The 22494-nt window shown below is 63.0% G+C and carries 15 protein-coding genes; 2 read left to right on the forward strand and 13 right to left on the reverse strand.

Annotation, left to right across the window (positions count from 1 at the left end; genetic code table 11):
• Nucleotides 1-162 precede the first annotated feature (162 nt).
• The 8 genes from PT282_RS04235 to hemW form a co-directional block, all read right to left on the reverse strand.
• Nucleotides 163-1251 (reverse strand): tRNA (adenine-N1)-methyltransferase, encoded by a 1089-nt coding sequence (locus PT282_RS04235; RefSeq protein ID WP_277168309.1) that lies wholly within the window; start codon nt 1249-1251, stop codon nt 163-165.
• Between the two features lie 238 nt (nt 1252-1489).
• Entirely contained in the window at nt 1490-2341 is an 852-nt protein-coding gene (locus PT282_RS04240) for an ABC transporter ATP-binding protein (RefSeq protein WP_277168310.1), read from the reverse strand.
• A 192-nt stretch (nt 2342-2533) separates the two neighbouring features.
• Nucleotides 2534-2710 carry a hypothetical protein gene (locus PT282_RS04245; RefSeq protein ID WP_277168311.1) on the reverse strand — a complete coding sequence of 59 codons (177 nt, stop codon included), beginning with the start codon at nt 2708-2710 and terminating at the stop codon, nt 2534-2536.
• 416 nt (nt 2711-3126) lie between these two features.
• On the reverse strand, nt 3127-4344 hold the full coding sequence (glgA, locus tag PT282_RS04250; RefSeq protein ID WP_277168312.1) for a glycogen synthase: 1218 nt from the start codon (nt 4342-4344) through the stop codon (nt 3127-3129).
• A gap of 49 nt (nt 4345-4393) precedes the next feature.
• Nucleotides 4394-4843 (reverse strand): tripartite tricarboxylate transporter TctB family protein, encoded by a 450-nt coding sequence (locus PT282_RS04255; RefSeq protein ID WP_277168313.1) that lies wholly within the window; start codon nt 4841-4843, stop codon nt 4394-4396.
• Between the two features lie 229 nt (nt 4844-5072).
• Nucleotides 5073-6605 (reverse strand): glutamate synthase subunit beta, encoded by a 1533-nt coding sequence (locus tag PT282_RS04260; protein WP_277168314.1) that lies wholly within the window; start codon nt 6603-6605, stop codon nt 5073-5075.
• Nucleotides 6602-11191, reverse strand: coding sequence for a glutamate synthase large subunit (gltB, locus tag PT282_RS04265; RefSeq protein ID WP_277168315.1), 4590 nt, complete (start codon nt 11189-11191; stop codon nt 6602-6604). Before gltB ends, PT282_RS04260 begins: the two co-directional genes overlap by 4 nt.
• 410 nt (nt 11192-11601) lie before the next feature.
• The gene (gene hemW, locus PT282_RS04270; protein ID WP_277168316.1) at nt 11602-13128 is read right to left on the reverse strand and encodes a radical SAM family heme chaperone HemW; all 1527 of its coding nucleotides are present in this window, start codon (nt 13126-13128) and stop codon (nt 11602-11604) included.
• A 96-nt stretch (nt 13129-13224) separates the two neighbouring features.
• On the opposite strand from hemW, the gene PT282_RS04275 reads away from it, so the two are divergent.
• On the forward strand, nt 13225-13458 hold the full coding sequence (locus tag PT282_RS04275) for a hypothetical protein (RefSeq protein ID WP_277168317.1): 234 nt from the start codon (nt 13225-13227) through the stop codon (nt 13456-13458).
• 305 nt (nt 13459-13763) lie between these two features.
• On the opposite strand, the gene PT282_RS04280 is transcribed toward PT282_RS04275, so the two are convergent.
• The 3 genes from PT282_RS04280 to PT282_RS04290 form a co-directional block, all read right to left on the reverse strand.
• The gene (locus tag PT282_RS04280; protein ID WP_277168318.1) at nt 13764-14450 is read right to left on the reverse strand and encodes a nitroreductase family protein; all 687 of its coding nucleotides are present in this window, start codon (nt 14448-14450) and stop codon (nt 13764-13766) included.
• Between the two features lie 189 nt (nt 14451-14639).
• Nucleotides 14640-16532: a translation elongation factor 4 gene (gene lepA / locus PT282_RS04285; protein WP_277168319.1), complete on the reverse strand. Its 1893-nt coding sequence runs from the start codon at nt 16530-16532 to the stop codon at nt 14640-14642.
• Between the two features lie 85 nt (nt 16533-16617).
• Nucleotides 16618-20775: a BspA family leucine-rich repeat surface protein gene (locus PT282_RS04290; RefSeq protein ID WP_277168320.1), complete on the reverse strand. Its 4158-nt coding sequence runs from the start codon at nt 20773-20775 to the stop codon at nt 16618-16620.
• Nucleotides 20776-21025: 250 nt separating this feature from the next.
• On the opposite strand from PT282_RS04290, the gene rpsT reads away from it, so the two are divergent.
• Entirely contained in the window at nt 21026-21286 is a 261-nt protein-coding gene (rpsT, locus tag PT282_RS04295; protein WP_277168321.1) for a 30S ribosomal protein S20, read from the forward strand.
• Between the two features lie 118 nt (nt 21287-21404).
• Here rpsT and PT282_RS04300 read toward each other — a convergent pair whose 3' ends face one another.
• Nucleotides 21405-21548: a hypothetical protein gene (locus tag PT282_RS04300; RefSeq protein WP_277168322.1), complete on the reverse strand. Its 144-nt coding sequence runs from the start codon at nt 21546-21548 to the stop codon at nt 21405-21407.
• Nucleotides 21549-21707: 159 nt separating this feature from the next.
• On the reverse strand, nt 21708-22421 hold the full coding sequence (locus PT282_RS04305; RefSeq protein ID WP_277168323.1) for a trimeric intracellular cation channel family protein: 714 nt from the start codon (nt 22419-22421) through the stop codon (nt 21708-21710).
• Nucleotides 22422-22494: the final 73 nt, after the last annotated feature.

Below are 22494 nucleotides of genomic sequence, written 5' to 3' on the forward strand. Positions count from 1 at the left end.
CGAGGTTATATCGCCGGAAACAAGCCCAGGCTCATGGCAGGAACGCAGGGCCTGGGAACAACATTCCGCGCTCCCCCAATATGTCGCTCGCCAAACCTCGCAGGTCCGATGACGTTGGCGAGGGCACCATTGGCCATGGCGTCACCGTCGCAATGCCCTGTCTCAGTCGTCGTTTCCCGACGTCTCGTCCTCGTCAACGTCGATCCGGCGCAGCTGGTCGCCGAGGTCGCGCAGCACGCGGCGCAGCTTGCGGTCCGAGATGTCGCGCAGCTCGAGGTCCGCCAGGCGCTCCTGCCGCTGCTCGTCGCTCAGCGAGTCGACGTCGGTGACGGTGTCCTTGGTGGCGCGCTCGCGTTTGCGCAGGGCCTTGAAGCCCTCGGCCATGGCGCGGGTGACGACGAGGAAGCCGGTGTGGCCAATCATCTGGTGGTCGGGGCGCACCGCCAGGCCCTGCGCTTTCCACGTGCGCTCGAAGGTCTCCTGCACCTCCGGCTCCGTCCAGCATCCGGCGGCACGCAGCCCCTCGCACAGGCGCGACATCTGGGTGGTGGTGGTGACATAGGCGACGAGCACGCCACCGGGCGCGATCACGCGGTAGGCCTGCTCGAGCCGGTTCCACGGGTCGAGCATGTCGAGCATGATGCGGTCGAAGGAGTGGGTCGGCAGGGTGGCGGCCACGGAGTCGAAATCGCCGGTGAGCAGGTCCCACCACCCGGGACGCCTGCCGTAATAGAGGCTCGCGTTGGCCTCGGTGATGCGGGCGAACTCGGGGCGCATCTCGATGGTGGTCAGGTGGCCGCTTTCCCCCACCGCGTCGAGCAGGTTGAGGCTCATCGCCCCGGAGCCCGCGCCGGACTCGAGCACGCGCATCCCCGGGCGCATGTCGCCGAGCTGGATGACCTGGGCGATGTCCTTCGGGTACATGATCTGGGCGCCGCGGGGCATGGAGAGCACATAGTCGGCCATACGCGGCCTCATCACCGCGTAGTCCCACCCGCCGATGGCGCGGGCCGCCTTCCAAGGCTTGGCCTTGTCACGCTGCGGGTTGACCTTGTCGACCTGGTCGGCGCGCTTGGAGGTGACGGTGGTGACGACGATGCCCTCGCTGCCGCCGATGACCTGGTCGTGCAGGATGAGGCCGTGGTCGGTCTGGGTCGAGCCGCCGGCGACGAGCTGCTCGGTGATCCGCTTGCCCTTGCGGTCCGTGAACTGGACCTTCTCCCCCGCCTGCAGCGCTCCGGTTCTCGGCATGCCCACCCACACTTTCCTTGGCTTTTCGATACAAATGCGACGAGCCCATGCTCTCACACCATCTCGATGAGCGGCCCTTCCGCGACCGATTAGCGCGAGATTCGGGTTAATCGGGTGCCCAACGCGTCAATTGGGCGCCACATACCCGTGCCATGGGCTCGTAGAAGCACATATTAATCGAAAACGGCACCCACCTAAGCGCCGATGCACCCCACTTAACCTGCTGGGTATGTACGCTTCACACCGCGTAGGCGTTCCAGCGGCCGTCGTCGTGGGTCACCTTGAGCGGCAGGCCGAAGATGTGGCTGAGGCGCTCGGTGGTGAAGCCGTGCTCGAGGTCGCCGGTGTAGATGATGGTGCCCGGCTGCGGGTCGGCGCCGGCCACGTTGTCGGCGTGGGCGTCGGTCTCGTTGCCGGCCATGCGCCCCATGATGGCCACATGGTCGAAGCCCTGCGGGATCTCCTCGAGGCGGTGGGTGACCAGCAGGACGGTGCGCTCGGTGTCGTGCCGGCCGATGTCGCTCAGGGCGCGCAACGCCAGCTCGCGGCCGCCGAGGTCGAGGCCGGTGGTCGGCTCGTCGAGGATCAGCAGGTCCGGGTCGCCCATCAGTGCCCGGCAGATCAGCACGCGGGTGCGCTCGCCTTCGGAGAGCTTGAACATCTGCTTGCCTTCGAGGTATTCGATGCCGAACTGCGCCATGAGCGCGCGGGCCTTGGCGAAGTCCTCGTCGGTGTAGGTGTCGCGCCAGCGGCCGGTGGTGGCGGTCAGCGCCGTGACGACCGCGTCGAGCGGGTCCTCCTGGGGAGGGAAGGCCCGCGAAAGCTCGGCGGAGCTCAGACCGATGCGGTTGCGGTAGGAGAACACGTCGACCTTGCCCAGCCGGTTGCCGAGGATGTCGACGGTGCCTTCGGAGGGGAAGCCGCGCGTGGCCATCATCGCCACGAGGCTGGATTTGCCGATGCCGTTGGGCCCGAAGAGGATCCATTTCTCGCCGCGTTTGAGGTCGAGGTCCACGTCGCTCAGAATCACGCGCCTGTTCCTGCGGAATTCGACGCCCTTCAATGTCAATGCGGAAGCGGTCTCGCCCATCGTGTCACCTCACCTCGTTCGGCCGCGCCACGGCCGGTCATCATACGGTTTTGTGACCAACGATAATGATTCGCGGCGTGTGGCAACGGCGGAATTCCACATCGTGGGGACGGATAGCGGATAAAAACGGGAGACGTGGCCGATGCCATCCATGCCGACATGGCGCATGCGGCCATTACCTATTGAATCGAATCAGGTGAGCAGACGGCAGACGATGAGGATGACCGTGAAGAAGCCGAGCAGCGCGGCGGCCCATAGCTTCAGCCTGCGGTGCGCGCGGTCCTTGCGAAACAGCGCGGAAAGCAAGAGCGAAGCGACAAGCAGCAGGACAAGCACGATGAGTATGACCAGCACATCCTGCAGCATCATGTCCCTTTCCCCGCTCTCGACGAACTGATACGGACGGCACCGCTCCGTTGGCCGGCAACGTCCACAAGGTATTCATAGGATACCATTTTCGCCGAACACGGCGGGCGGCGTGGCTTTCCTCGGTCCGGTGCACGAAATCGAAAGCCTCTTCGAAATGAGTGCCATCGAGCCTGCGATACCGTCTTCTCCGGCGCGGAAGTCTGGCTTCTTTCGACTCCGGCGGATTCCGCGACCTTGCCGCCAAGGTTTCGCCGCGTTCCGCACGAGCATTTTCTTGGTGGCGGCCTTCGTACAGCTCTATGACGTCTTCCCAATACGACCGTCCCAGGAAGTGTTCGACGCCGGATTTCGCAGGACTTACGACGATCGGGATCAACGCTCATCAACCGTCTGGCGCATCACCGCCAAACCGTTGCCTAGCCGAGCGCCCGACGGTAGACGTCCATGGTCTGCTCGCCAATGCGTTCCCAGCTGAACTCGTCGCGCGCCCTGCGCCAGCCGGCCTCGCCCATCTGCCTGGCCTGTTCGGGGTCGGCCATCAGGCGGTCGATGGCCGCGGCCATGTCGCGCACGAAACGCTCGGGGTCTCTGGGTGTGCCGGAGCCGTCTTGTTCCTGGTCGATCGGCACGAGGTAGCCGGTCTCGCCGTCGCTCACGACTTCGGGGATGCCACCGGTGGCGGTGGCGACCACGGGCAGGCGGCAGGCCATCGCCTCGAGGTTGACGATGCCCATCGGCTCGTAGACGCTCGGGCAGACGAACGCGTTGCAGCCGTGTTCGAGCACGTTGAGCTCGTCGCGCGGCATCATCTTCTCGATCCACACCACGTTGCCTCGTTCCTCTTTCAACCTCACGAACGAGGCGCGCACCTGGTCGCCGAGGCTTTTGGTGTCAGGCGCGCCTGCGCAGATGACCACCTGTATGCCCTTGTCGATAAGGCGTATGGCGTCGAGCAGATAGGGCAGTCCCTTCTGCCGAGTGATCCTACCGACGAAGAGCAGCGTGGGGCGGTCGCGGGCGATGTGGTAGCGCTCGAATATGCCCCAGGCCGGGTCGTCTTCGGCCGGGGTGCGGAAGTCTGCGAGGTCGATGCCGTTGTGCACCACGGCAACCTTGTCCGGGTCGATGGAGGGATAGACGCGCAGGATGTCGTCGCGCATGCCGGCCGAGACGGCGATGACGCGGTCGGCATGGGTGAAGGCGTCGCGTTCGGCCCACGAGCTCAGGTCGTAGCCGCCGCCGAGCTGCTCGCGTTTCCATGGCCGCAGCGGTTCGAGACTGTGCGCCGTGACGACGAGCGGGACGTGGTGCAGTTGCTGGCCGAGTCGACCGGCGAGGCAGGCGTACCAGGTGTGGGCGTGGATGACTTCGGCGTCGATATCGGCGGCCATGCGCAGGTCGATGCCAAAGGTGCGCAACGCGGGATTGGCCGTTTCCAGTTCTTCGGGCACGTCATAGCCCACGACGTGCAGGCCGGGAATATCGGGGACCTCATCGGCCGCGCGAGGCCCGTCGAAGGCGCGGACGGTGACCTCGGCGTGCCTGGCCAGCACCTTGGAGAGCTCGTCGACATGGACACCCGCTCCCCCGTAGACATGCGGCGGATATTCGCGCGTGAGCAGGTCGACCTTCATCGTGTCGCCTTCATGCCACGTGCGCCGGTCTTCCGTCTCCGGACGCGTGTCAGACCGCGGTGCCGTTGTCATCGAGGTTGGGGTTGTGGTGGTAGTCGCCGGCGGTGAAGAAGAGGCTCAGCACACCGACGATGAAGACGACGGAGACGAGGATGATCAGCCACATCGGATGCGACGGCAGCCACATGACCACCACAAAGGCGATGGCCGCCAGGATGATCAGCGTCCAGCTGACCACGCGGAACCATTGGCGGATCGAGTGGGGTGCGCGTGCGATCTTGGGATCGTTGTAGTTCGGATTAACCGGCTCGCTGGGCGTGATGGTGCTGGCCGACGGCACCCATTCGCCGGTGGCGTTGTCCTCGAGGCGGCGGCTGCGCTCCTGCAGGGCGTACTCGTCGACCACGCCGTTGCGGCTGCGCGCCTGCTCCTCACGCTGCTTGACTTCGCCCTTGCGGCTTCGTTTGGCTTGTGCTCGGCGTTCGGCGCGGTTGGGCATCTCAATTCCTTTCGGCGTGTGGATTTCGTCCTATGTGTGAATTTTAGTCCTAGGCCTGACCGCTTACATTTTTCGGAGTCCGCCAAAAAATGTAAGGCCGAAACGAACATATCCTCGACATGGCAAATCGGCGGAACCGCGTCATTCCAAGGATGAACGCGATTCCGTGGCGATCTGACGATGTTCGTTTGGCTTACATTTTTTCGCGGCTTCGGAAAAATGTAAGCGGCTATAGCCTCATCGGCTTCTGCGTGGTGGCGATCGGAGCGGGAAGCTCGCTCGCACCCTGCAGGAACCGGTCGACGGCGGAGGCGCAGCTGCGGCCCTCTGCGATCGCCCAGACCACCAGGCTTTGGCCGCGCCCGGCGTCGCCGCAGACGAAGACGCCGTCCTGGTTGGTCTCGAATTGCGGATTGCGCGCCACGTTGCCACGGCCGTCCAGGTCCACCGGCAATTGATCGAGCAGGCTCTCCGTGTCGGGATGGAGGAATCCGGTGGAGATCAGCACCAGGTCGGCATCGATGACGCGCTCGGTGCCGGCGACATGCCCGCGCCCGCCATCCTTGCCGCCGCTGACATCGACGACCTTGACGCCGGTGACATGGCCGGACCCATCGGCCGCGAATCCGCTGGCCAGGCCGGTGTCGTCGAGCGTGACGCGCTCCGATCCCGCGACGTCCTCGATGCCGGTGAAGCTGATGGTATCGGTGTTGTATTCATAGGTGCCGCCCTCCTGCATCGAGGTGGTGGGCTGGTAGAGGCGCGCATACGTGGGCCATGGCTGGTTGTCCGGACGCTCGGTCGGCTCCTGGGGATTGATCTGCAGGACGGTGACGCTCGTGGCGCCCTGGCGGATGGCGGTGCCCAAGCAGTCCGAGCCGGTGTCGCCGCCGCCGATGATGACGACCCTCCTGCCCTTGGCGTCGATGCCGTTGATTGGCTCCTTGCCTTCGACGCGTCGATTGGCATCGGGCAGGAAGTCCATCGCGAAATGGATGCCGTCGAGCCCGCGGCCCGGCACCGTCACATCGCGGGGCACGCGGGAGCCGATGGCGACGACCACCGCGTCGTAGCGTGACCGCAGCTCGTCCCAGCCCACGTCCTTGCCGATCTCCATGTTGGTGCGGAAGACGGTGCCCTCGGCCTCCATCTGGCGCACGCGCCGGTCGATGAGGTGCTTGTCGAGCTTGAAGGACGGGATGCCGTAGCGCATCAGGCCGCCGATCTCGTCGTCGCGCTCGTAGACGACGACAGTGTGGCCGGCGCGGGTCAGCTGCTGGGCGCAGGCGAGGCCGGCGGGGCCGGAACCTACGATGGCGATGGTCATGTCGCTCAGGCGTTGAGGGGGCATGGGTTTCACGTAATCCAGCTTCCATGCCTGGTCGATGATGGCCTGCTCGTCGGCCTTGATCATGGTCGGCGGCTGGTGAATGCCCAGCACGCAGGCCTGCTCGCAGGGCGCCGGGCAGATGAGGCCGGTGACCTCAGGGAAGTTGTTGGTCATGGAGAGCCGCTGGTAGGCCTCCTCCCACTTGCCCTGGCGCACCAGGTCGTTGAAGTCGGGGATGATGTTGCCCAGCGGGCAACCGGTCATGCAGAACGGCGTGCCACAATCCATGCAGCGCGAGGCCTGCTCCTGGGTCCAGGGCTGGAAGCCGGACTGGGCGTGCACGTCGTTCCAGTCGCGGATGCGTTCGGCGACCGGCCTGTCCTGCGCCTCGTGGCGGGTACGGACTTTCAGGAATCCTTTCGGGTCGCTCATCGCGCCGCTCCTTCCATCACATGCTCGTAGACGTGGTCCCACGCGCCGGGCGCGTTGAAATCGACGTCGTTGGCACGGGCCTCGTCCATCGCCTCCCGCATCGCCACGAACTGCCTGGGCACGATGTGGGTGATCCGGGTCCGCGTGTGTTCCCAACCGTCCAGAAGATCCTGGGCGAAGGTCGATCTGGTTTCCTCGGCATGCTTCTTGATTATCTGATGGACATGCCGCGCTTCGGCATCGTCCAGCGCTTCGAAGAGCAGCGAACCGGAATTGACCGCACCAGGGTTGACCTTGCCCATATCCAGGTCGAGCACGTAGGCGTGGCCTCCGGAGAAGCCGGCGCCGAAGTTACGCCCGGTGGGGCCGAGCACCACCACGGTTCCGCCGGTCATGTACTCACAGCCGTGGTCGCCCACGCCCTCGACGACGAACGTGGCGCCTCCGTTGCGCACGGCGAATCGCTCCCCCGCGCGTCCGGCGACGTACATCTCGCCGCTGGTGGCGCCGAATCCGGTGACGTTGCCCGCGATGACGTTGACGTGCGGGTCGAAGCCGTCCGCCATCTCGCCGGGACGCACGATGACGCGTCCGCCGGACAGGCCCTTTGCCGCGTAATCGTTGACCTCGCCGTGGATGCGCAGCGTCTCGCCGCGCGGGATAAACGCGCCTATGGACTGGCCGCCGGAGCCGCGCAGGGTCATGTCGATGGTGTCGTCGGGCAGGCCTTTGGCGCCGTAGCGTTTGGTGATCTCGTAGCCCACCATCGTGCCGACGGTGCGGTTGACGTTGCGGATCGGCAGGTCGAGGCGCACCGGCTCGAGATGCTCGAGCGCGGGCTTGACCAATTCGATGAGACGGTTGTCCATCGCCTGGTCGAGCTCATGGTTTTGCGCGATGGTCTGGTGCAGGATCGTTCCGGGCGTCGGTCCGGATTGGGCCAGCACGTTGGACAGGTCGACACCGTTGGATTTCCAGCGTTCCACCGCCTCGTCCTGATCGAGGCATTCGACGTGGCCCACCGCCTCCTCAAGGCTGTGGAAACCGAGCTGTGCCAGCAGCTCGCGCACCTCGCGGGCGATGAACATGAAGAAATTGACCACGTATTCGGGCTTGCCGGTGAACCGCGCGCGCAGCTCCGGATCCTGGGTGGCGATACCCTGCGGGCAGGTGTTGAGATTGCAGGCGCGCATCATGACACAGCCTTCGGCCATCAACGCCGTGGTGGCGAAACCGAATTCCTCGGCGCCCAGCAGCGCGGCGATGACCACGTCACGGCCGGTTTTGAGCTCGCCGTCGCACTGCACGACGATTCGGGAACGCAGGCCGTTCAAGACCAACGTCTGCTGGGTTTCGGAAAGCCCGATCTCCCAAGGCGTGCCGGCGTGCTTGATCGCGTTCAGGGGCGCCGCGCCCGTGCCGCCGTCGGAACCGGAGATGAGCACCACGTCGGCATGGCATTTGGCCACGCCGGCCGCCACGGTGCCCACCCCGAACTCGGAGACGAGCTTGACGTGGATGCGGGCCTTGGGATTGGCCATCTTCGCGTCGTAGATCAACTGCTTCAGATCCTCGATGGAATAGATGTCGTGGTGAGGCGGCGGGCTAATGAGCTCGACGCCGGGCGTGGCGTGGCGCACCTTGGCGATCCACGGCGGCACCTTAGCACCGGGCAGGTGCCCGCCCTCACCGGGCTTCGCGCCTTGGGCGAGCTTGATCTGCAGATCGGTGGCGTGCACGAGATAGTCGCTGGTGACGCCGAAACGCGCCGAGGCGATCTGCTTGATGCGGCTGGAGCGCTTCGGGTCCTCGATGCGGTCGTCGGACTCGCCGCCCTCGCCGGAATTGGAGCGCGCCCCGATGGAGTTCATCGCGATGGCGAGCGTTTCGTGAGCCTCCTGCGAAATGGACCCGTAGCTCATCGCGCCGGTCGAGAAGCGCTTGACGATCTCGCTTTCCGGCTCGACCTCCTCGATCGGGATGGGCTTGCGGCCGCCGGCAAATTTCATGAGCCCTCGCAGGGTCATCAGCCGGTTGGAGGTGTCGTTGACGTGCCGCGAATAGCGCTTGAACAGGCCGTAGTCACCGCGCTGGGTGGCCTGCTGGAGCAGGAACACGGATTCCGGGTCGTTGAGGTGGTCCTCGCCGGTGCGACGCCACTTGTATTCGCCGCCAAGCCTCAGCCTGCGGTGAGGGGTGGCGGTCCACTGGTTCGGATAGGCGACGCGGTGGCGGGTGGCGACCTCCTCGGCGATCTCGTCGAGGCCGATGCCGCCGACGCGCGAGGTGGTGCCGGTGAAGTATTCGTCGATGACGTCCCGGTTGAGGCCCACGGCTTCGAAGAGCTGCGCGCCGCGGTAGCTCATGATGGTGGAGACGCCCATCTTGCTCATGATCTTCATCACGCCGGTGGAGAGCGCGTGCCGCAGGTTGTCCAGGCCGGTTTTGGCGTCGACCTTGAGGAATCCGCCGCGGGCGAGGTCCTCCACGGATTCGAAGGCGAGGTACGGGTTGACGCAGGCCGCGCCGTAGGCGATGAGCAGGGCGACATGGTGGATCTCGCGCACGTCGCCGGCCTCGACGGCCATCGAGACCTGCGTGCGGGTGTGGGTGCGCAGCAGGTGGTGCTGCACGGCGCTGGTCAGCAGCAGCGACGGGATCGGCCCCCAGGTGTGGTTGGAGTCGCGGTCGGAGAGCACGATGAAGTTCCTGCCGTCGGCGATGGCCCGGTCCACCTCTCCGAAGATCTCGTCGAGCCTCGCCTTGAGGGCCCTGCCTCCGCCCGCTACCTGGTAGAGGCCGTGGACCACGAAGGGCTTGTAGTAGCCGCCGAGCACCTTGGCGCGGTCGAGGCGCTTGAGCTGGGCCATCTCGTCGGAGTCGACGACTGGGTCGGGGATGACGATCTTCTTGGCCGAGAGTTCCTGGTCCTCCAACAGGTTGGGCTCCGGGCCGATGGCGGAGGCCAGCGACGTGACGATCTCCTCGCGTTCCCAGTCCAGCGGCGGATTGGTGACCTGGGCGAATTTCTGGGTGAAGTAGTCGAAGAGCATGCGGCTGTGTTTGGAGAGCACCGGCTGCGGCGCGTCGTTGCCCATCGCACCGATCGGCTCCTTGCCGGTGTCGGCCATCGGGGCGAGCAGGATCTTCAGGTCCTCCAGCGTATAGCCGAACGCGCGTTGGCGACGCACGACGGAGACGTTGGAATGGCGCACATGCTCGCGCGCTGGCAGGTCGGAAAGGCGCACGGCGTTGCCTTCGATCCACTGGCGGTAGGGATGGCCGGTGGCGAGCGTTCGCTTGATCTCCTCGTCGGGGACCATGCGCCCTGCGGCGGTGTCGATCAGGAACATCTTGCCCGGTTCGAGCCGCCCCTTGGCCGTGATGCGCTTGGGATCGGTCTCTGGCAGCACGCCGGCCTCGCTGGCCAGCACCACGTAGCCATCGTCGGTGACCTGCCAGCGGCCGGGGCGGAAGCCGTTGCGGTCGAGCTGGGCGCCGACGATGGTGCCGTCGGTGAAGACGATGTCGGCCGGGCCGTCCCATGGCTCGATGAGGCTGTTGTTGTATTCGTAGAACGCACGGATGTCGGGGTCAAGCGTGCGATCCTTCTCCCAGGCGGGCGGCAGCAGCATCAGCACGGCGTGCGGCAGGCTGCGCCCGGCCAGATGCAGCAGTTCCAGGCACTCGTCGAAGGTGCCGGAGTCGGAGTAGCCCGGCGTCGCGATGGGCAGCAGCGGCTCGAATTCGCCCAAAAGCTCGCTGGAGAAGCTGCCCTCGCGCGCGGAGAGCCAGTTGCGGTTGCCTTGGATGGTGTTGATCTCGCCGTTGTGCGCGATCATGCGGAACGGCTGTGCCAACGGCCAGCTCGGGAACGTGTTGGTGGAGAAGCGTGAGTGGACGATGGCGATGGTGGTCTTCATGCTTGCCGCGGTGAGGTCCGGGAAGAAGCTCGTCAGCTGCATCGTGGTGAGCATGCCCTTGTAGGTGATGGTGCGGGCGGAAAGCGAGGCGAAATAGACGCCGGCCTCATGCTCGACGCGCTTGCGCACGCGGAAGGCCTTGCGCTCGAGGTCGAGGCCGCCCAGGCTCCTGCCGGCCCGCGGCGCGGAGGCCATCACCAGCATCTCGAAGGACGGCATGGATGCGAGCGCCTGCAGCCCCAGTCCGTCCGGATTGGTCGGCACCGTGCGCCACGCGAGGACCTGCAGCCCCTCTTCGCTCACGATGCCGGCGATCTGGCTTTTCTGGGCACTGGACCTGGCGAGGTCGCGGTCGAGGAAGGCGATGCCGGCCGCGTAATGGCCTTGCTCCGGCAGCTCGATGTCACCCACGGCCGAACGGATGAATTCGTCGGGCATGGCCATGAGGATGCCTGCTCCGTCACCGGTGTTCTCCTCGGCGCCCACGGCCCCGCGGTGGTTGAGGTTGACGAGCACCTCGATGGCGTCGTCGACGATCCTGCGCTCCGGTTTCCTGTTGAGGGTGGTGACCATGCCGACTCCGCACGCGTCGTGCTCGGCCGCGGGATCGTACATGCCCTGCGGACGGTGGATGCTCAAATCGAGTGGGGTCCTGTCGCTCATCACCATCACCTCTTGTTTCTCTCGCCTCGCCATACGGAAGCGAGTGCTTTCACAGACTAGCGTGCGGCTATGGCACGAATGTGTCGAGGACCACTTTCGTGCAGATTCTTCCACATTATGGACACGAGGCTATCGATTCGGATGAGTTATTGCGACGTCGCACTATTCCTCGCCTCATCTGCAGAGCCAATCACACTTTTACGGTGAATTATGTGATTATCTCCGCATATCCGGCGTCGAAAAGCAGACTTCAGCCCCGAATCTTCTGCTTTTGAACGCAGTCAATCAGTCAGCGGCGTTCAAAAGCAGCATTCCTACGCCATTTATCTGCTTTTCGACGCGTTCGCCATTATCCGCCTACGGAGATGAAGCCATCACGTCGATTCGGTGCCGATGCCACAACGCCGGCATTACCAACCGCAGATGTCGAGCACCTCGGCGATGACCGTGTCATTGAGCAGCCTCCCCTGGCGCGTGGGGACGATGCGGCCGCCATCGCGAATCTCGATCAGCCCGTCACGTTCGATGCCTGCGAGCCGCGCACCGTCGACCGCACGCCCGGAAGCCTGTTCGACGCGCGAGATGTCAAGTCCCTCATGCAGGCGCAGCCCGAGCATGACCGTTTCCTCGAGGTTCTCCCCGTGGGTGATGGCTTCGCTTCCAGCCCACGGCACGGCTCCGGCAGCCATCGCCTCGGCCCACTTTCGCGGGTGAGCGATGTCCCAGGCACGGATGCCGAACTGGTTGTCGTCCGAGCGCCCGCCGGTTTCGTTGTCGACACAGTCGCCAAGGCCGCTTCCTGCGACACCGGAAACGTTGCCGCTGCTTGGGGTGCCGATATCGCTGGATTCATCCTCCCCGGCGATGTCGTGCGAACGCTTGTTTTGCCGTATGCAGTCGCCATGGGAGCCGTCGGACGTGCGATCGTCGATTTCGGCTTCGACGCCATACGATTCGACACCGGCCAACGACGTGCCCGAATCCGCGCCCATCGCCGGACCATCATTGCCCGCTTGTGACAATCCGGTTTTCCTGAACCCATTCTCGTCGACATCGCGAGCGCCGCCGTCCGCATGCTCCTGCCACGCGCCGACGTTGGAGGTGCGGTAGTGCGAATGCGCTCCCGGACCGATGCCCGCCCAGTCTACGTTGCGCCAATATCCGAGGTTGTGCCGGCTCTCATAGCCTGGCCGCGCCCAGTTGGAGATCTCGTACCATTGCAACCCGGCCTGTGAGAAGAGGTCGTCCGCGAGCTCGTATTTTGCCGCCTCGTCGTCGTCATCGGGTTTGGCGATCTGCCCGGCCTTGATCTGCCGGCCCATCTTCGTGGTCGGCTCGACAGTGAGCGCATACGCCGAGATATGGTTGACCCCCAGTTCGATGGCCGTCTCGACGGACGTACGCCAATCGTCCATGCTCTCGCCGGGCGCCCCATAGATGAGGTCGACGCTGGAGCGCAGCCCGACCTTGTTCGCCGCCCTGACTCCGGCGACGACATTGGCGGGCGTATGCGTGCGGTCGAGCGTTTTGAGCACATGCGGCACGGCCGATTGCATGCCAAAGGAGACACGGGTGAACCCCGCCGCGGCCAACGTTTCCAAGTATCGCTCGTCGACGGTGTCGGGGTTGGCTTCGGTGGTGACCTCCGCGCCATCCTGGATGCCCCAAGTCTCACGCACCGCTTGCAGCATCCGTCCGAGGTCCTCGGCCGGCAGCAGCGTCGGCGTCCCTCCCCCGAAGAACACGGTCGACGCCGCCGGCTCGTCGATGCCGTGCCGCTCCTGCCACGCGCGCACCAGCCGCATCTCGCCGATGGCAAGGTTCGCATAATTGCCACGTGAGGCGCCTCCACCCATATCGACAGCCGTATACGTATTGAAATCGCAGTATCCGCACCGCCGGTAGCAGAATGGCACATGAATATACACTTCGAACATAACGTTTCAGTCTAGCTTGAGGCCACACATTTCGCGCATCCCAACCAACGCATACGTTATAATGGAAAACAAGTCGAGACATACGAAGGAGGAGACATGAGCGACGAGAACGTGTTCATCATCGACGGCATCAAGACCCAGTGGGACAACGACTCGCTGCGCATCTCCGAACAGGGTTTCGACCGCACAGCACTGATGGATAACCACGGCAACATCGTCTCCTCCACATTCGGCAAGGAAGGCGTTTCCTTCCTCAAACATTGGTTCGACCGCGTCAAGCCCATGATCGACGAATTCAGGTCTATCGACCGGGAATACGCCCAGGCCTGAGGTCTTCTTCCTCGCCGGCTACAGCATCTACTTCAGCACGCTCAACAAAGAGCATGGCGTCCATGTCCACGTCGCGCACGGATCTCAAAGAGATCCGTGCGCGCTTTGTTCTGCACAGTGACTGCACGGTGGCTGTGGCTCATAACCATGGCCACCTTTCGACGAAGCATGTCAAGCTTATCGAAACTGCAATCAGACAGAACTTTGACGAAATCGTCGAGGATTGGCGCCGTCTTTTCGGCAGTGACGTGCATTTTGACAAATAACGCAGAACGTAAACGGTAAGATGGAAAACGAGATTGCATTCACGTCCACATGAAATCCGTATCGCCACCGGCGCCGATCTCGAAATGGTATTTCGCGATGCCGAGGTCGGTACGGGTGCAGGGGCCGAAACCGGCTTTGGCCTCCACCGTGCGGCCGTCGGGATGCAGGACGAATGTGAACTTCTGCTGGTTGAGCGAGGTGGGCGCGAGCAACGCGGCCTCGATGCCGGCGTGGAACCAGGCGGGCGTCGCCATGCCGTCGGGCACGCGCGCGACCTGGTCGTAGCGCTTGGACTTGTGCTGGTGGCCATGGTTGACGCCATAGCCCATCACGATGGCGAACCTCGGCCGCTCCCCCTGTTCCAGCGCGATGTGCTTGCGCAGGTGCCGCCCGAACTGCCGCACCCATCCGGTGTCGAGGCCGAGCTGCGTGGCCCGCAGCAGCACATGCGCGCCGTAGTAGCCGCAGCGTTCCTCCCAGTCGGGCGTTTTGTCGGAGACGATGGCGACGAGGTTGCGCGCGCCCCGGTAGATGCCGTAGTCGGTGAGGAACCCCTCGAAGGCGGCGGGGTCGTTGAGTCTCAGCTGCATGTTCAGGTCGCCTTCGCGGTTGCACCGGTCGATGGTGCGTTGCAGCTCATCGGCGGTTTCAGGTGGAATCGGCCTGTCGGTATAGTGCCGCACGGCATGGCGCACCCGGATCGCCTCGTCCAACCCCATCGTCATGGATGCCGCCCTTCTTTCCGTACGACCCGCCGATCATCCAACCACCCGATTTGCGCCATAAACAAGCCGCTGACACGCACTCAGCGGCGTAAAAATGGCGCAACCTGAAAATCACGCCATAAACGAGCCGCTTGGCGCGCGTCAGCGGCTCGTTTATGGCGGTTTTCGCGCTCGGTCCCGCCGGCTGCTTTACTTCACGGCCTTTTCGGCGGCGCGGATCTTGTTCTTGGTGTCGATGTCCATGGACTTGCCGCCTCCGGCGCTGCCGGTGGACAGCGCGGCGACGAACGCCTCCTGCGGCACCTCGACATGGCCGAGCATCTTCATGCGCTTCTTGCCGGCCTTCTGTTTCTCCAAGAGCTTGCGCTTACGGGTGATGTCGCCGCCGTAGCATTTGGCGAGCACGTCCTTGCGCAGCGCGCGGATGTTCTCGCGGGCGATGATGCGCGAACCGATGGCCGCCTGGATGGGGATCTCGAACTGCTGGCGCGGAATGAGCTTCTGCAGCTTCTTGGTCATCATCACGCCGTAACTGTAGGACTTGTCGCGGTGGACGATGGCGCTGAACGCGTCCACCTTCTCGCCCTGGATGAGGATGTCGACCTTAACGAGGTCCGCGGCCTGCTCGCCGTCCTCATGGTAGTCGAGCGAGGCATAGCCCTTGGTGCGGCTCTTGAGTTGGTCGAAGAAGTCGAAGACGATCTCGGCCAGCGGGATGCGGTAGTGCATCTCGACGCGCTCCGGGCTCAGGTACTCCATGGTGCCCATCTCGCCGCGGTGGTCCTGGCACAGCTCCATCACCGAGCCGATGAACTCCTTGGGCGCGATGATGTCGGCGGCGACCATGGGCTCCACGATCCTCTTGATCTTGCCGTCGGGGAACTCGCTCGGGTTCTTGACCTCGTGCACCACCCCATCCTCGGCGGTCACCTTGTAGGTCACGTTGGGCGCGGTGGAGATCAGGTCGAGGCCGAACTCGCGGCTGAGGCGCTCGACCACGATCTCCATGTGCAGCAGGCCCAGGAACCCGCAGCGGAAGCCGAAGCCCAGCGCCACGGAGGTCTCGGGCACGTAGGTCAGGGCCGCGTCGTTGAGCTTGAGCTTGTCGAGCGCGTCTCGCAGCTCGGGGAACTGGGCGTTGTCGATCGGGAAGATGCCGGCGTAGACCATCGGATGCGGGTCGCGATAACCGGGCAACGGCTCGCTGGCCGGGCGCAGCGCGGAGGTGACGGTGTCGCCCACCTTGGATTGGCTGACGTCCTTGGCACCGGTGATCACATAGCCCACCTCGCCGGCGCCGAGCGCCTTGGTGGGGGTCATGTCGGGGCTGATCACGCCGATCTCGATGGGTTCGTGGGTCATGCCGATGCCCATCATGTGCACCTTCTCGCGGCTTTTGAGCTCGCCGTCGACCATGCGGATGTAGGTGACGATGCCGCGGTAGGAGTCGTAGACGGAGTCGAAGATCAGCGCGCGGGCCGGGGCCTCGGCGTCGCCGTGTGGTGCGGGGATCTCGAGGACGATCTGGTCCAGGAGGTCCTTGACACCCTCGCCGGTCTTGCCGGAGACGCGCAGCACATCGCTGGGCTTGCATCCCAAGAGGTTCGCGATCTCCTCGGCGTGCTTGTCGGGCTCGGCGCTGGGCAGGTCGATCTTGTTGAGCACCGGGATGATGGTGAGGTCGTCCTCGATGGCCATGTAGAGGTTGGAGAGCGTCTGCGCCTCGATGCCCTGCGTGGCGTCGACCAGGAGCACCGCGCCCTCGCAGGCGGCCAGGGCACGCGAGACCTCGTAAGTGAAGTCGACGTGGCCGGGGGTGTCGATCATGCCGAGCGTGTATTCCTTGCCGTCGAAGGTCCACGGCACGCGCACGGCCTGCGACTTGATGGTGATGCCGCGCTCCTGCTCGATGTCCATGCGGTCGAGGAAGCGGTCGTGCATCTCGCGCTTGGGCACGATGCCAGAAAACTGGAGGATGCGGTCGGCCACCGTGGACTTGCCGTGGTCGATGTGGGCGATGATGCAGAAGTTGCGGATCAGCGACTGGTCGGTATACCCGGGTTTGTTCTTCGATTCGACCACCAATGCGCTCCTTCTGGCTTCCACGGCGCAACCGCATGGCTCCGCCTTCGTTCTGCCTCCATCCTATCGGCCAAGGTGGGCAAATCTAGAGGCGGCGACGCAGCCTTCGACGACTGACGACCGCTCCCGTCACCAGGATGGCCAGCGTGATGGCGCCGAGCACGAGGCGTGTCCGGGCCGAATCGGAGCCGGTGAATGGCAGCTTGCCAAGCATCACGTAGGGCAGCTTGAGCTCGACGGAGCCCCTGTAGGATTCGTTGCCCTTGGTGTCGGTGGCATAGAGCTCCGCCGTGCCGGCCTTCATGCCGTCGGGCACGGTCAGCGAGAAGCCGCCGTTGCCGTCCACGCTCACCACACCCGGATCATCATCCGAGTTCGCGGTGGTGCCGTCGGGCCAGGTGACCTTGAGCTTGGCGGCGAGTTCGGGGCCGCGGGCCGGATTGACCGGAGCCGAGTCGTGGTCAACGGTCCAGGCAGGCGCCTCATTGTCCGTTCGTGTGGAGTTCCACAGCTGGCCGGTGACCTTCTCGTTGGTGTTGAAAGTGTTCTTCGTCGGCGCGATGCTCGGAGGCTCCATATCGAGCAGCTGGTGCATCTTGGCGACGCCGCTCGACTGCGCACCAACCTCGGCCCTGGCCTCGATGGTCCATTCCAGGCTTGGGTATTGGGTGAAGGGGTGCGAGGCGTCGACGGGCACATCGACCACGGCGGTCGCTTCGTCACCGGTCTCGGCCACGGTGGTATCGGCGCAGCCGACGTCGGTGGACGCGCTGCACAGCCCTCTGCTAAAGCTGATGAACGTCGTGCCCATATTGGTCAGATCACTGCGATTGTCAGGCAGACTGTTGCGCAGCGGGCGGAAACCGAGGTCGAGCTTGGTCCACGAGTCGCCGACAGGCGCCAGATGCGAAAGTTTGACCTTCACCATAGATCCGGCCGGAAGCTCACCCTTGACAGTGGTGGGGCTGGTCACCTTATCGATGACGGGCGTGAACACGAGTTGCACCGTCGTCGGGTAGGACTGATTGCCAAGACTGTCAGTGGACACGATGCCGACGGGTTCGGTGAGCTGCGTGATGTCATCCACGTGCACGCTCCACTTGCCGTTGAGCGGGTCGGAGGATGCGGTCGCTGGCTCACTGCCGGGTTCGTCCGGCCACATGAAGGTCATGGAATTGCCGGCCTTCTCATGGTGCGGGAACGCCGGGGCCGCAGGTTCACCGGAGACACTGGTGTCCCAGCCGTCCGAGGCGGTGGGGGCCGTAAGTCCGGTCTTGTTGTCGGCCAGCAGGCCGGTCATGGCGTCGGTGCTCTTGCCCGTTACCCGGTAGCACTCGGCGTCGGCCTTGATGACGGGCGGGGCGAAATCGAGGTGCGAACCCGCGCCGTAGTAGGCCTTCCAGTCGGACTGCTCGCCGTCGACGCCGGTGAGATTCTCGATGACAGTGAATGTCCAGTTGAAGTCCGGGTAGTTGTCGAGGAACTTGATGTCCGACGCTTTCACGGAGAAGGTGTTAGTCACCTCGTCGCCCGCCGTGCCGCTTGGTATATCGGCACCGGTCTTGGAGATGATGGGGAACTTCAAGACGTCGGCTTCCGTGAGGAAGCTGTTGCGGCCGGGCTTGGCATAGATCTTCAGCGTTGCAGCAGTGTTCGTCGCTTCCGGCGCAGTATATTTGACGGTGACATTGACCTTGGCGCTGCCGTCAGTGGGTATCGAGCCGTTGACCGCATGCCCCACCTGCTCCACCTTGGTGACGAGCGGCTGGGCCGGCAGGGTGAACCAGTGGGCGTAGAACGATATCGTCGTGTTCTTGTCGGTGGAGGAGGGAACGGTGTAGGAGTCACCGACCTTGTAGGTGCTGCCGGAGTCATTATCCTTGGTGTTCCAATGCACGAAGCGACGGCCGGCGATGGTGTAGTGGTTGACCGGCATCTCATCCAGGGTGGCGCCGGGCTTGGCCGCGTAGACGTCCATCGTGCCGGTGACACCGGCCATGCTGGACGAATTGCCGCCGTTGGCCGGATTGTTGGGCTCGAACTTCAGGGCCACCCAGCCGTCGTGCACATAGGTGGTGGGCCCCGTGCGCTGTGCGTTGCCGGAGGTGGGGAAATCGGGCGCCAGGCCGGCGCCGCCGACCATCTGTCCCCATGGCCAGCTCTCGGTGGCGATGCCCGGCGGATCGACCTGCACCCAGTCGGGAACGTAATCCAGTCCGAGGAACATATTCTTGTGGGTCGTGCCGGCAGGCACACGCATATCCTGGCTGAGCACGATGACCTTGAGACCGATATTGATCTGGGAGAACATGTTGTCCATGTCGGTCACCTTGGAGGTGTCGAAGCTGCCGAGGTTGAGGCTTTCCATGGAATCGTCACGGCTGAACATGTCCTTCATGCCCGTGACATTCGAGGTGTCGAAGGCGCCGGCATTGATATGCGTGACCTTGTAGCAGTTGGTGAACATCTCCTCCATCGTGGTGTTGCACGTATACTGATACGCTGGTGAGCCGTCTGTGTTATAGCTGCCGTCCCACGTGCTGTTGCAGGTCTTGTCCTTGTCGGCGACGGTGCCGACCTTGCTGGTGTTGAAATGCGAGACGTCAAGCTCGGCCACGTGCCAGTCATAGGCGAACATGCTGGCCATCTCAATGGCGTTGCCGGTGTCGAATCCCGATACGTTCAGGTTGGTCACCTGTAAGCAGTTGACGAACATGCCCTCCATGTTGTGCACCAGCGAGGTGTTGAAATGGCTGACGTCCAAGGCGATGAGGTTCTCGTCGCCGGCGAACATGCGTTTCATGCTGGTGCACTTGGCGGTGTTGAACCCGCTGACGTTGAGTGTGGTCAGGGCCTTGCAGCCAAAGAACATATATTGCATGCTGGTGTCGTTGGCGGTGTCGAATTCGCTGACGGCCAGAGAGGTCACCGACTGGCAGCTCTGGAACATGCACTCGGTGGTGGTGACGTGGCTCATGTCGAACCCGCCGACGTCGAGCTTCAGCACATTCAGGTCCCCGTTGAACATGAAGGCCATGTTGGTGCACTTGCTGGTGTCGAACCCGCTGACGTCGATGACGGTCGGCTTCGCGAGGTTGCTGAACATGCTTGCCATGGTGGTGACGTTGCCGGTGTTGAAGTGGCTGACGTCAAGGCTTTCCAGCTGATTGTCGCTGGAAAACATCTGACTCATGTCGGTGACCTTGGAGGTGTCGAACTTCTGGCCGAACTTGATGCTCCTGAGCTTGCCCTTGAAGGCGTAATAGTGCATCGCCGGATTATCGGTGCCGTTGTCCACGTTGTCAGTGTCAAACATGGATTTCATCGTGGTGACGTTGTGAGTGTCGAACATGCTCAGATCAAGGGTGGTGAGGTTCTCGCAATTCTCGAACATCCAGCTCATGTCGGTGACGCTTGAGGTGTCGAAATCAGGGCCGAAGGTCACGCTGCTTAAAGCATAGTCCGTTTTCTCGGTCTGATGGCCATTTTCGTCTATCTTCTTGGTCTCAGGACCTGCGAACATGGAATGCATATCGGTGACTTTGTGAGTATCCACGCCGGTCAGATCCACGCTTTTAAGCTTAGGATCATTGTAGAACATGTAGTCCATAGCCCCAGTATGGCTGAAATCAAGCTTGTTGAGTCCTTCAATAGAGGTGAGATTAGGCATGTTCGCAAACAGTTGTGACCCAACAATGACTTCTCCTTCAGGCAAATGAGAAGCCTCCATGGTGTCCACGCTGATCTTGACGACGGTATCATTGACATTGAAATTGCCGTTCTCTCCTGCCCAATCCTTACCAATGCCAAGGGTTCTCGCGAACCTTCCAAGTCCGGTGATATGCAGCGTACATGAGGCATCAAGGCTCCAATTGAATCCCCAGTCATTGGTGTCATCCTTCGGCGTGCAAGGTACAGGGTTTGCGGGCGGGTCATCCTGCGGGGCGACGCCGTTCTGACCAGTCTGGTCGCCTTGGTCAGTCTGGCCATTGACATTCGCAGGTGCCTGGTTTGCCGCGTCATCCTGTTGTTGGGCGGTATTCGCAGCGGTCTGCCCGTCGTTTGGCGTCTGCTTTTGCTTAGCACTGCCCTGATCCTTGGCCTGCTGGCCACCTTGCGCAGATTGCGTGGTGCCCTGTTTCGCGGCGTCGGGCTGCTGCGCCGAGGCGATGGCGCCGGTGCCCATCAGGGCGCAGGCGGCGGTGACAAGCGCCAGGGCCTTCATGATCCTTCTGCTGCTCATGGGCACGCACTTCCTTCGACGCCCCGCTGTCGCCGGCCTTGCGCAGGCCGGTTCCACTCTTGTTCCGGCCCTCGTCGAATCGGGCGGCAACGATGCTCAATCAATACGACAAACCTTGTCACACATCATAGAACCAAGCGGATACAATTCCGCTATATTTGTCTAGAAGTGGCCGATGACGATAAATCCTGCTGAAGTGCTATCATGAACGCTTGTATGTCCTTAAAAGAAACCGTTGTTTGGAGAAATTGTGGCAAACATTAAGTCGCAGAAGAAGCGCGTGCTGACCAACGAAAAGGCGCACAAGCGCAACGTGGCGGTGAAGTCCGGCCTGAAGACCGCGATTCGCAACACCCGCCAGGCCATCGAGACGGGCGACAAGTCCGCCGCCGAGGCCGCGTACAAGATCGCGGGCCAGAAGCTCGACAAGGCCGCTGGCGCGGGCGTGATTCACAAGAACCAGGCCGCCAACCGCAAGTCGAGCCTCGCCACGGCGATCAACGCCCTGTGAGCCTTTCGCTTTAGGCATCGACCTTAGGGTCGGTAAGAACTCCTCCGGTTTCCATCATGTGGAAGTTGGAGGAGTTTTGTTATTTGTACTGTCGACTCTGCCGCGTCGGAGCCGTGGCTCAGAACGAAATCCTGGTCAGCGCGAAGAAGAGGAACGCCGCCAAAGTGAAGATGAACAGCGGTGAGCGCCAGCCACGGTAGGTGTGCTTGGGGCTACGATTACGGCGGTACCAAGCCATGATCTTGTCCTTGTTCACCACCACCAACACGATGGCGACGACGAAGAAGACACCATCGAATCGGTAAACAACGAAAAGCCGTCAATCACTGAATCCGCAAAGACCGATTTCGATAAAGCGGACCAAGCTTGACATCCGCGCCCGACTACCCTTCATCCCCAGCGCAAAAACCGTTGATACATGTCAATGGTTACCGTCAGCTTTTTCGTCGTCGCTCTTGACCGGCAACGGCAGCAACGCATGATGGCGTTTGATCGCCCCCGGTACCTTCCAATCGAAGCGGACGGAGAGCACACGTAGGATGACTACGAAGGCGACGATGGCGATATCGAAAGCCACTTCGAGCGCGAACGGGATATGCCCGCCCTGATAGGCCCGGGTGACGAAGACCGTCAGGACACTGCCGATCAGCGCGGGCACGGTGTACCAGTGGCTGTCGCGGATGACAGCAGGCACATCGTTCAGGAGCATGTCGCGGATGAGGCCTCCCCCGATGGCCGTGATCAGCCCCATGAAGACGGCGGTCATGCCGGAGGTGTGATAGATCAGCGCCTTTTGCGTCCCATTGACCGCATACAGCCCCAACGCCAAGGCGTCAAGCGCCACCATCGGCCATTTGAGCCTGTCGACCTCGGGATAGATGACAGCGACGGCGACACCGGTAATCAATGAGGTGATGACCAATCCCCTGTCGGAAACACCGACAGGTGGCAAGGCACCGAGCAGCACGTCACGGATGATGCCTCCGCCGAGGCCGGTGAGCCAGACGGTCAGGAGGATGGCGATGAAATCATACTTTTTCTTGACGGCACACAGCCCGCCCAAAAGGCCGCAGCAGAAAGTCGCGATATATTCGATGGCCCAGAAAAACACGTTACTTTCCAGCGCCAACTGCATGTCGCACATCCTTTGCATATTCGTTTGAATAATTGAAGAATATACCAGGTAACGGCCAAACACGGCTATCCAA

The sequence above is a fragment of the Bifidobacterium sp. ESL0763 genome (assembly GCF_029433395.1).
Lineage (GTDB): Bacteria > Actinomycetota > Actinomycetes > Actinomycetales > Bifidobacteriaceae > Bifidobacterium.